Below are 9,949 nucleotides of genomic sequence, written 5' to 3' on the forward strand. Positions count from 1 at the left end.
CCCATCTGGCGCTCCCGGTGGTGAACCTAAGAGATCAGATCACCAAACTGCGGGATAGTTCCCTGATTTGAGCAACAACGCCGCTTGATACAGATCGGCGCGGTAGGAGCCAAACAGCGGCGGCAAGGAGCCAGCCACCCGAGTTTGGCTGCCCCGGCTGGCCTGACGGGCCAGCTTACCGGCCAAGGCGGTCAGCTCGGATCCCCGCTCGGCGAAGCAACCTTCGCCGATATGAAATGGCACTACGGCGTAGTTATTGGTGGTAATGACCTGAGCACCCGCTTCGATAAACGCCTGATGGGCGGCGACCACCTGTTCGGGGGCCTCCATCAGGGCCAGGGCTGACCACTCCGGCTGCCGGAAAGGCGCGCCACGACGTTGCAATTCGCGGCCCATGCCGCCATCCAGAATGAGTGTTTGATGTTCCATGTCGTTATTCCATTTTTCGCTAAGCATCGACAAATAGACGCTAAGACGTGTAGCCACTTGGACGTCCAGACTACCATCTCTTCTGACGAATACAAGCTTGGCGACGATCCACAGGTCCATGGCGTTGGGATAGAGGAGGGCATGCAAAGTAAGAGGCGATCGGGGAGAAACAGAGAATGAAGAGTACGTCGAAGAATGGACGTCTCCCGTCGTGGCTAGCCTGTAGCTGGCTGCGACCGAAGGGAGTTCGTTGGCGGCATTCGTGCCGCCAACGATTGGCTCAACAGGCTATCTTGCCTGCACTAATGAGATGGATTGACGCCTGAGCCGTGGGGTGGATGTTTATGGGCATTTCTTCAGGTTAAATTGCCATTCAGCGCCGGAGAAGACCTGATGCTTGGCCGAGAAGCTATCCATATTCAGTGCCAGGGAGACCTGCAGCAGGCTGTTCAGGTAGACCAGGGGTTTGCCTTCTGGCACATCGCCAAAACTGCTGACATAAGGGGCGCTGCCGCTGTATTTCTCCTGCTTGCCCTCCAGGATGCGGATACAAAGCTGGTCACCCTTCTGGATACCGGCCTTGGTCAGCAAGCTGTCATCGATATTGGTCCAGACGTTGCCATATTGGATATCCAGTACCGGGATCGTGCCCTTGATCTCACCGTTGGCCGAGAGTTGAGCCTGTTGATAAGGGATCGAGACCACCTGATCGGCGAGCTTGGGGCCGACTTGATCATAACTGATCTTGCCAGCGGCCAACCGGGCTCCGGTGTAGGCATAAACGTCACGGCCGTGGAAGGTGTAGGACTTCTCGGAGCCAGGCAGGCGATTGGTCTTCTCGTCGATCTGCCGGACTTCGGCGATCCCCAGGTGCTCGGCCAGCAGCGTCAGGGTGCCGTTATCCGGTGAGACTATGTAGTGGCCGGTTTTGGTTTTCAGCACCACGGACTTGCGATCGGTACCGACACCGGGATCGACCACGCTGACAAACACAGTGCCCTTGGGCCAATACGGCACCGTCTGGTAGAGGCGGTAGGCCGCTTCCCAGATGTTATAGGCGGGGATCTCATGGGTCAGATCGAAGACATGCAGGTCGTCATCGACGCCAAAGGCGACCCCTTTCATCGCCGAGACGGCACCATCTTTGACGCCAAAATCGGTCTGGATCACCAGGGCTTCATCGGTGTCGCTGGCGGACCAGGCATTGGGCGCCAACAGGCAGGAGCTGAGCAGCAGAGCGAGCGCAGTTTTCTGGATAGACATGTTATTTCCTTATTCAACTTCCGTAAGTACTTGTTATCGACCCGCCTGTTTCCGACAGGACGGAAGTTCGATATTGCCATTCCAATGAGAGACTTGTCTTGCTCTGTCGGGTCGTCGCCTCGTAAAAGAGTGTTCATTGATATGCAGGAGTGCGCTAATGGTGGAGCGCCGCTCTGTGCTGGACCAGGGAGAGCGCAGCACGGGGCTCAAGAGAGAATGAGATAGTCGTGAAGTACAGGAAGCAGAATAAAAAATGGCGTATGAGATGCGGGCTCTCTACGCCATTGGGAAACGCCATTGGGAAGCAGAGCTGGTGTGTTTAGCGGTCTAACACAGAACCCAGGGGTGCTTGCAGACGTTCCGTAAATTGACGCTCTATCTCGCGGGTGGTTTCAGCTGACAGCCCCATCGCCTGATAGAAGGCCAGCGGCTGGTTGTACTGCATGCCAACGTAGTAGGCACTGGCCTTCATGGGCGTCAGTACCTCCTCCATGGAGCTCTGGATCATGCCCTCGCTGGAGTAGGTAAATGCCGTTGCCCCGGCGGTAACCACTATCTGCATCTCCTTGTCCTTGAGCGCAGTGCCGCCAGGGCCAAAGGCCCATCCGTAAGCCCATACTGCGTTGAGATAGGCTTTGAGCATCGGTGTCAGGTTGAACCAGTGGATCGGGAACAAGAAGACCAGACGGTCGGCCGCTTCGGCAGCACGCTGCTCGGCGGCCATATCAAAGGCAGCCAGATCCGAGCCATACAGACTCTCCAGATTGCGCACCGTGACATCCGCGCTCTGTTCGGCGACGGCTTGCAGTGCCTTGATGGCGTTGGATTGTTCAGGGTAAGGGTGGGAGACAATAACCAGTGTTTTCATCAGAAACCTCGAAACGTTAGAACAGGACCGTCGGCGGGGGACGGCTCTACGGAGTGAGCGGGTGATTAGCGGGGCGCTGTCGTCGGCTCAATGCCGCTGACGAGCCAGGCGTTACTCCGGGAGCCGGCCAGTCGAAACGGCAGTAGGGCCTGGTATTCATCACTGGCGTACCAGCCGCCAGCCACCTCACGATCGGGAAATTGCAGGATGACGAGATTGCCCAGTGGCTCATCGCCTTCGACTACCTCCAGCTGACCACCCAGTACCAGCAGTTGGCCGCCAAAGGCATGGTAGGTGGATTCGACACCCTGCATGTAGGGCTGCATGGCATCACGATCATGGATCCGAGCATCAAAGATAAAGTAAGCGGGTTTGGGCATAGGGAACTCCTGGTTGTGACCGTCCGGCGACAAAGCGTCTGCCTGGAAGTGATGGCAGTCATGCTGACGGCGAACATTATGGTTCATGAAATTAACAACCATAAGTCGATGTATGGTTGATGCTTTCGTAACATAAAGTTGTGTATTGTGGGGTGTGAACGAGGCCAACGAGGGTTCGGGAGAGGAAGCCGTATGGAGATATCACAGCGGGTACGTGCCATTTTATCGTTTGTCGAAGCGGTGGATGCGGGCAGCTTTGCCGCAGCCAGTCGGGCGCTGGGCATCAGTGCGGCCGCGGTCAGCAAGAATGTGGCTGGACTGGAGCAGGCGCTGGGCGTGCGGTTGATGAACCGCACCACCCGCACCTTGAGCCTGACTGACGAAGGCGCTTTGTTTTTGAAACAGGCGCGTATCGCATTGGAAGCCCTGGATGCGGCGGTGGATGTGCTCGCCGAGCAGCGGGTTGAAACCCGCGGCCATGTGCGGATCTCCACCAGTGCTGCTTTCGGGCGGGACCATCTGATGCCGGTATTGCCAGGACTGCAGACCCGTTATCCGGCGCTGTCGGTGGAGGTGGATTTCGATGACAGAGTCATCGATCTGGTGCGCGATGGCTACGATCTGGCGCTGCGGGGTGGCCATGTTGCCGATTCTGCGCTGGTGGCTCGCCCTATCTGCCAGCTGAACATGGTGCTGGTGGCCTCGCCGGAGTATCTGGCGCGCTCAGGAATTCCGGAGACTCCCATGGATCTTGCTGCGCACCGGCTTATCGCGCGGCGTTTTCTGGCGGGACGGGTCTCGCCCTGGAACTTCAGGCGCGCTGATGGCAGCCTGATCACCCAGGATCTGGAGCACGCCGTGCTGACGCTCTCGGCACCGGAAGCATTGACGCAATCCGCCGTGCTGGGCATGGGCATTGCCCAGGTCGGGGTCCATCATGCCTGGTCGTATCTGCAATCTGGACAGCTCAAGACGCTGCTGGTTGGCCAGCACGATCCGGGTCATTACGAGATGGTGCTGCAGTACCCCCATCGTGCCTTGATGGCGCCCCGGGTGCGGGTGACGGTGGACTATCTGTTGGCGGCTTTTGCGGCCGATGAGGCGCTGCATGTCCCGCTGGCGGCACTCGACGAGTATGCCGCCCGGTAGGGCGGCATAGGTCTCGACACGGTTGGTGATTGACATGGTTAGCGCGACGCGGTTTGGACTGGCGTCCCTACATACTCGGCATCGCTGACCTGTTCAAACCAGGCGGCCGCTTCTCCATCCTCATATTCCTGAATGGCGACATGGCTCATGGCGGTCAAGGGGGCCGCGCCGTGCCAGTGACGTTCGCCCGGCGCGATCCAGACTTGGTCACCGGCCCGGATCTCCTCGATGGGCTCTCCTTCACGCTGGATGCGGCCGCAACCGGCCACCACGATCAGCATCTGGCCGAGCGGGTGGCTATGCCATGCGGTACGCGCCGCTGGCTCGAAGGTCACTGTGGCGGCCGAGAAACGAGCGGGCGCCTCGGGCTGGTAAAGACCATCGATGCGGACTCGGCCAGTAAACCAGTTGTCAGGGCCTTGCAGGGAGGGTAGGGAACCATTGCGTAGAATATGCATGTTATTTACTCCTGTGTGATAGATGAGAGTGGTCTGAGTCGTTTGCCATTGCCCACCAGCAAGGTGGCGGTGATGAGCAGCAGGGCACTGGCGATAAAGGTTGCCTCGACTGAGATCAGATCCAGCAATAGACCCCCGAAGGCGGCACCCAGCATGATGGCGAGCTGAATGGCGGCGACCATCAGGCCACCGCCACTTTCTGGCGCATCTCGAATACCATCGGCGATCCAGGCCGACCAGCCGACCGGGATGGCGGCATTGATCGCGCCCCACAGCGTCATGGCTAATGCCACGCCCCAGAGTTGATGCTCGACCAGCATGAGCGCCAGTGTCACCCCCGCTAGAGCCAGTGGCAGCCAGCGCAACAGTCGATAGAGGTGGTTAGCCAGCGCTGCGCTAGCGGCCGTGGTGCCGACAAATCCGGCCAAACCCAGGGCCAGCAGCAAGGCGGAGAGTTGCGGCACGCTGACATGGCTGCGCGTCTCCAGAAAGGGTCGCAGATAGGTGAAGGCGGCGAAGGCACCCGCAAAGGTCAGCATGACGCCGAGCATGGCAAACAGCACATGGCGGCGCTGGAGCAGGCCCCAGATCGAGTGGGTGGTTTTCTCGGTTTGCGCCGGCATGGACGGCAAGCCGCGCCACAGCCAGAGGATGTTCACCAGGACGGCAGGGGTCAGTAGCCAGAACACGCCGCGCCAGCCGATGATGCCACCCAGATAGCTGCCCAGGGGCGCGGCAAAGGCGGTTGCCATGGCATTACCCATATACATGAGCCCCAGCGCCTTGGGGACTGAGGGTTGATCGACCAGCCGCATGACAGTGGCGGTGGCCAGTGCCCAGAAGCCACCGATGACGATCCCCAGCAGCGCCCGGGAGACCATCAACAGCCAAAAACTGGGACTGATGGCGATGAGGCACAAGGAAAGCAGCATGACCAGCGTCAGACCGATCAGCACATGGCGTCGATCCCGCGTGGCGCTGATGCGGGCAATCAGTAGGCTGGCCAGCACCGCAAATAGCCCCGAGATCGAGATGGCCAGGCCCGCTTGACCCTCGGTGGCACCCAGATCCTGAGCAATCGGGGTCAGCAGACTCACCGGCATAAATTCAGCGGCGATCAACATGGCGACGCACATCGACAGGGCGCCGACGCCCCCCCAGTGGGCCACGTGCGGTGACGGCTCACCGGTTTCGGTTTGGGTAATAGGCGGATTCATATTAGATCTCTTCTGCTGTGCCAGAGCTATGAGTGACTGGGGTAATGGTCAGTGTGGAACCACGACTGAGCTGGATTGCCTGGCGGATGACATCGGGCGAACCGTCGATATGGCCTAAGCGGATCAGCCCCTTGGAGTAGCCAAAATCGTGGTGAAACAGCGCCAGATTGCCCCAGGGCGCGTAGTAGGTGATGTCGCCAATCTGCGGATCGATACCGGCGGGTGCCCCCTGGGTCGTCAGCTTGCGTGGCAGATCGGCGACGGTCTCGGTATCGGCATAATCTTTAGCGCTCAGCGTCAGTGGCAACAAGGCGTAGAAATCACGACCGCTCGCTGTGTTCTCCAGCGTGGCCTGCAGGCGATGACCATTGATGATGAGTTGAATATTCATGCTTTCCTCTCTGGGTTCACTGGCAGCGACGCTGCTCAGCAGTAGCAACAGGGCAAGAGGACGGCGAAGTGAATTGGACATCAGAGACTCCTCCAGTAACCAGGGTTCGACAAGGATGGCTGTGTCGCTGAGCGAAGCGAATTGTCATCCTCCCCAGGCCTCGGCGCCAGACATGATCCTGCCGTTGTCTTGCCTGATCCAGCCAACATGCAGCGGATGGCTGGCGCTTGCCGAGGTGGCGACCCGTCACCCGGCGGTAGGCCGGCGAGAGGGCAGTAAAAAAGCGCGGCCATAGGCAAGCCGCGCAAAGGACTTAGTGTTTTGCCGACCAGAGCGAGTCCATTTGCTCCGGCTACTTGATGGTTATTTCAAGTTCGTTTTGAAAAACTGCTCGATCTTGTCAAACGGGATCTTGTGCGCCTGGTCGTCGTACAGGTCGATGTGAGTGGCACCTTTGACGATCAACAGTTCTTTCGGTTCATTGGCGGCCGCGTAGGCGGTTTCACTGAAGTAGCGTGAGTGAGCCTTCTCGCCATGGACCAGCAGCAGTGGGCGCGGCGAGATCTCCTTGATGTAGCTGAGGAGCGGCATATTCATGAAGGACAACGGCGTGGTCTGGGTCCAGGAATTTCCGGAGTTGACCGCCCGAGCATGATAGCCACGCTTGGTCATGTAATAGTCGTGGTAGTCCACCATGAATTGCGGCTCACCCCCCTTCAGGGTGTTGTAGGACTGTTGGTAGGCCGGGGCCCCGTTTTCGGCATCCTTCCAGCGCTGCTGGCCCAGTTGCTCCAGGATCTGGGTGCGCTGTGCCAGCGGCATGCTGTCGTTGTAGCCCTTGGACATCACACGGGTCATATCGTACATGGTACTGGCCACCACGGCCTTGATGCGCTTGTCCACGGCGGTGGCATTCAGCGCCATGCCGCCCCAGCCACAGATGCCGAGGATGCCGATGCGATTACGATCGACCTCGGGTTGCAGGCCGAGAAAATCCACCGCGGCGCTGAAATCTTCGGTGTTGATATCCGGGGAGGCGACGTTGCGGGGTTGGCCGCCACTTTCGCCGGTATAGGAGGGGTCAAACGCCAGAGTGACGAGGCCACTCTCCGCCAGGGTTTGTGCATACAAACCGCTCGATTGCTCTTTCACCGCGCCAAAGGGGCCGCCGACGGCAATGGCAGCCAGCTTGCTATTCCCCCGGTTTTTCGGCAGATAGAGGTCGGCCACCAGGGTGATGCCGTAACGGTTTTTGAAGGTGACCTTGCGATGGTCAACCTGGTTGCTTTGGGCAAAGGTTTTATCCCATTCGGTCACCATGGAGACGGGGGCTGTGGGATCGACTGATTGGGCATGACTCATGGTGGAGACTCCGGTTAATGCTGCGCCCAACAACAGGGCAGAGGCGATAGCGCTCAGTTTTTTGGGTAGAACATTCATGGCAAGGCTCCTTGGCGGTTGATTCGTGGTTTGTGGTTCAGGCATTGGTGCTTTTGTGACCCATGGCCCGCATTTTAGTGAGAATAATTAGTGATGATTAGAGGTGGTTTTTTGATAACATTAATGCGTTTTTGTGATTAATTAGGGGCTGCCGATGGGTCACAAGACGAGTACCCGAGGTGGACGGTAGGGAGTGGAGCAAGATGAAGAGTCGCGAGAATTACAACGATCTCCATGTGTTTATGCTGGTGGCTCGCGAAGGCAGCTTTACCAAGGCAGCTGCCCGACTGGGCCTCGTCCAATCCGGGGTCAGTCGTACCATTCGCGATCTCGAGGCTAGACTCGGGGTGCAGCTCCTCGTGCGGACCACACGCCGCCTGTCACTGACTCCGGCCGGGGAACAGTTGTATCGAACCACCCAGAGCAGTTTTCAGTCTCTGGATGCCGGACTGGCCACGCTCGCCCATTTTCGGGATACCCCGTCCGGCACGGTGCGGATCAATGCCAGCCAGTATGCGATTGACAAGATACTGCTGCCCAAGCTGGCCTCGTTTCGGCAACGCTATCCTGATATTCGCTTGGAGCTGATCAGTGAGAGCCGCTTCGTGAATATCATCGATGAGCGTTTTGATGCCGGTATCAGGCCGGGCGATGAGGTCGATGAAGGCATGGTGGCGGTGCGGATTGCGCCTGACATGGAGATGGTGATGGTGGCGACGCCAGAGCACTTTCTGCAATACGGATTTCCACAGACTCCGGCCGATCTGGCGGTACACCCTTGCATTGCCTATCAGTTTGCCGATGGCAGCCTGTATCAGTGGGAGTTATGGGATGAAAGCAAGTTGGTCAAACACAAACCGCAAGGGCAGTGGGTCTTCTCGGACAGTTACATGGAGGCTGCTGCGGCAAGGGCAGGATTGGGGTTGGCCTATGTGCCCGAGGATCTGGTGGCTGAGGATCTCGGACGCGGTAACCTCATCCAGGTGTTGCAGAATTTCAGGCACAGCCTGGATGGGCAGCATCTGTATTACCCGCACCGCAATGTCTCGCCGGCGCTGCGCATGGTCATCGAGACCCTCAAGCTCTGATCCGGCTTAGCCCGGTTGCGAGCTCAATCATCGATAGACTGAGCTCCGCATCGAGGGTGGATATCCTCCGTGTTTTAGTCGCCAGCTCTTAGCCATCATCCTGGTGTGTTTGCGCACCCAAAAAAAGCGCGGCCATAAGTGGGCCGCGCAAAAGGACTTAGTTTCACAAGGAACTTGGCGTCAACATGCCAAGGTTGGACAAATACCTCCTGGGTTGAGGGTGGATATACCTCATCCACAGTATCTGGATACAGGGAGTCCAGACACTCACGATGAGACTATGTTGGCGGAGTTATGTTTGGAACTCTGCCGATAACCATGAATCAATCAGTGAGGTGATCTCCTTGCTCATATCTTTGCGAGCGTGGAACCTGATATGTTGCAGATGCAAGTGATTTTCTGGCCGTGAAATATTCAAAATAAAAATTGCACATTTCATTGATTGAGATATGAATAGTTATTTTTCTAGCCCCTTACTGCGTAACCAGCCACTCATTAATTCAGCAAGCTGAACATTATTTTTTTCTGCCATCAAAAAGTGTGAATTCCCTTTGATACCAATATCGGGTAAATGGATCAGGGTGGCATCCCCGCCATGCCGATTGATGGTGGCCACAAATTGTTGAGCCATTTTATATTCACTACGCCATTTATCCGGCCCCACCGCAGGGCTTGGCTGATCGGCAATGTAATCACCATAATACAAAATGATCGGGATCTGCGTTAATTTCATAAATTCATTCATGGGTACACCTAATGCGGTAGCAGCCAGTGGTGCAAAGGTGGTGTTGATGGGCTGAGGCATTTCGCTGTCAGGGAAAATAAATGGGGTACCACCGGGTTCATAGGCCACAATCGCCTTGACATTAGGGGTATAAAACGGGGTACGCCAGCCGATGGTGCCACCCATGGAGTGGGTTACCAAGATACTCGGACCAATTTTGTTCAGCAATTGGGCCATGGTTTTGGCATTTAGTTCGTTATCCAACTCGCCAGAATATGGATTCCAGGATCGCTGAAAGGCATCAATACTGGCGGGATCGTCGGGGAATTGCGATCCCGGAAATACGCCCTGTTGATTGCCGACGCGGGAAAGCATAAATAAAGTTTTATCGGCATAGAGCGGATTGCCAGCCCACGGGTTTTTACCATCATCGGCCTTGGTGGATAATCCAGCTTCACCCAGGGCGGGAGCACACTTTGATGAACTTTTAACCAAAGAATAGCTGTGCCCGATAATTGTCATCCCAACTTGCTTTTTTTAGC

At 57.2% G+C, this 9,949-nt stretch carries 10 protein-coding genes and 1 pseudogene; 2 read left to right on the plus strand and 9 right to left on the minus strand.

The window, feature by feature from the left end:
* Positions 1–81: 81 nt before the first annotated feature.
* The 4 genes and pseudogenes from ACYVG7_RS11860 to ACYVG7_RS11875 form a co-directional block, all read right to left on the minus strand.
* A pseudogene (locus ACYVG7_RS11860) lies at positions 82–429 on the minus strand (homocysteine S-methyltransferase family protein); the annotation flags it as partial.
* 342 nt (positions 430–771) lie between these two features.
* On the minus strand, positions 772–1,692 hold the full coding sequence (locus ACYVG7_RS11865) for an SAM hydrolase/SAM-dependent halogenase family protein (RefSeq protein WP_460883314.1): 921 nt from the start codon (positions 1,690–1,692) through the stop codon (positions 772–774).
* Positions 1,693–2,011: 319 nt separating this feature from the next.
* Positions 2,012–2,560: an NAD(P)H-dependent oxidoreductase gene (locus tag ACYVG7_RS11870; RefSeq protein ID WP_460883315.1), complete on the minus strand. Its 549-nt coding sequence runs from the start codon at positions 2,558–2,560 to the stop codon at positions 2,012–2,014.
* 65 nt (positions 2,561–2,625) lie between these two features.
* Entirely contained in the window at positions 2,626–2,940 is a 315-nt protein-coding gene (locus ACYVG7_RS11875) for a DUF1330 domain-containing protein (RefSeq protein ID WP_460883316.1), read from the minus strand.
* A gap of 192 nt (positions 2,941–3,132) precedes the next feature.
* Here ACYVG7_RS11875 and ACYVG7_RS11880 point away from each other — a divergent pair, with 192 nt between their 5' ends.
* Entirely contained in the window at positions 3,133–4,089 is a 957-nt protein-coding gene (locus tag ACYVG7_RS11880) for a LysR family transcriptional regulator (protein WP_460883317.1), read from the plus strand.
* Positions 4,090–4,127: 38 nt separating this feature from the next.
* On the opposite strand, the gene ACYVG7_RS11885 is transcribed toward ACYVG7_RS11880, so the two are convergent.
* From ACYVG7_RS11885 to ACYVG7_RS11900, 4 genes are all read right to left on the minus strand, one after another.
* Entirely contained in the window at positions 4,128–4,547 is a 420-nt protein-coding gene (locus tag ACYVG7_RS11885) for a (R)-mandelonitrile lyase (RefSeq protein WP_460883318.1), read from the minus strand.
* Positions 4,548–4,552: 5 nt separating this feature from the next.
* Positions 4,553–5,764, minus strand: coding sequence for an MFS transporter (locus ACYVG7_RS11890; RefSeq protein WP_460883319.1), 1,212 nt, complete (start codon positions 5,762–5,764; stop codon positions 4,553–4,555).
* Between the two features lies 1 nt (position 5,765).
* Positions 5,766–6,236 carry a cyclophilin-like fold protein gene (locus tag ACYVG7_RS11895; protein ID WP_460883320.1) on the minus strand — a complete coding sequence of 157 codons (471 nt, stop codon included), beginning with the start codon at positions 6,234–6,236 and terminating at the stop codon, positions 5,766–5,768.
* Between the two features lie 282 nt (positions 6,237–6,518).
* Positions 6,519–7,595, minus strand: a complete 1,077-nt coding sequence (locus tag ACYVG7_RS11900) for an alpha/beta hydrolase (RefSeq protein WP_460883321.1) — start codon at positions 7,593–7,595, stop codon at positions 6,519–6,521.
* Between the two features lie 203 nt (positions 7,596–7,798).
* Here ACYVG7_RS11900 and ACYVG7_RS11905 point away from each other — a divergent pair, with 203 nt between their 5' ends.
* On the plus strand, positions 7,799–8,683 hold the full coding sequence (locus ACYVG7_RS11905) for a LysR substrate-binding domain-containing protein (RefSeq protein ID WP_460883322.1): 885 nt from the start codon (positions 7,799–7,801) through the stop codon (positions 8,681–8,683).
* A gap of 457 nt (positions 8,684–9,140) precedes the next feature.
* Here ACYVG7_RS11905 and ACYVG7_RS11910 read toward each other — a convergent pair whose 3' ends face one another.
* On the minus strand, positions 9,141–9,929 hold the full coding sequence (locus ACYVG7_RS11910; RefSeq protein WP_460883323.1) for an alpha/beta hydrolase: 789 nt from the start codon (positions 9,927–9,929) through the stop codon (positions 9,141–9,143).
* Positions 9,930–9,949 lie beyond the last annotated feature (20 nt).

It is taken from the genome of Pseudaeromonas pectinilytica (assembly GCF_054780855.1).

Coding starts and splice junctions, on each gene's coding strand:
- ACYVG7_RS11865 (WP_460883314.1), bottom strand. CDS start 1,692: ATGTCTATCCAGAAAACTGCGCTCGCTCTGCTGCTCAGCTCCTGCCTG.
- ACYVG7_RS11870 (WP_460883315.1), bottom strand. CDS start 2,560: ATGAAAACACTGGTTATTGTCTCCCACCCTTACCCTGAACAATCCAAC.
- ACYVG7_RS11875 (WP_460883316.1), bottom strand. CDS start 2,940: ATGCCCAAACCCGCTTACTTTATCTTTGATGCTCGGATCCATGATCGT.
- ACYVG7_RS11880 (WP_460883317.1), top strand. CDS start 3,133: ATGGAGATATCACAGCGGGTACGTGCCATTTTATCGTTTGTCGAAGCG.
- ACYVG7_RS11885 (WP_460883318.1), bottom strand. CDS start 4,547: ATGCATATTCTACGCAATGGTTCCCTACCCTCCCTGCAAGGCCCTGAC.
- ACYVG7_RS11890 (WP_460883319.1), bottom strand. CDS start 5,764: ATGAATCCGCCTATTACCCAAACCGAAACCGGTGAGCCGTCACCGCAC.
- ACYVG7_RS11895 (WP_460883320.1), bottom strand. CDS start 6,236: ATGTCCAATTCACTTCGCCGTCCTCTTGCCCTGTTGCTACTGCTGAGC.
- ACYVG7_RS11900 (WP_460883321.1), bottom strand. CDS start 7,595: ATGAATGTTCTACCCAAAAAACTGAGCGCTATCGCCTCTGCCCTGTTG.
- ACYVG7_RS11905 (WP_460883322.1), top strand. CDS start 7,799: ATGAAGAGTCGCGAGAATTACAACGATCTCCATGTGTTTATGCTGGTG.
- ACYVG7_RS11910 (WP_460883323.1), bottom strand. CDS start 9,929: ATGACAATTATCGGGCACAGCTATTCTTTGGTTAAAAGTTCATCAAAG.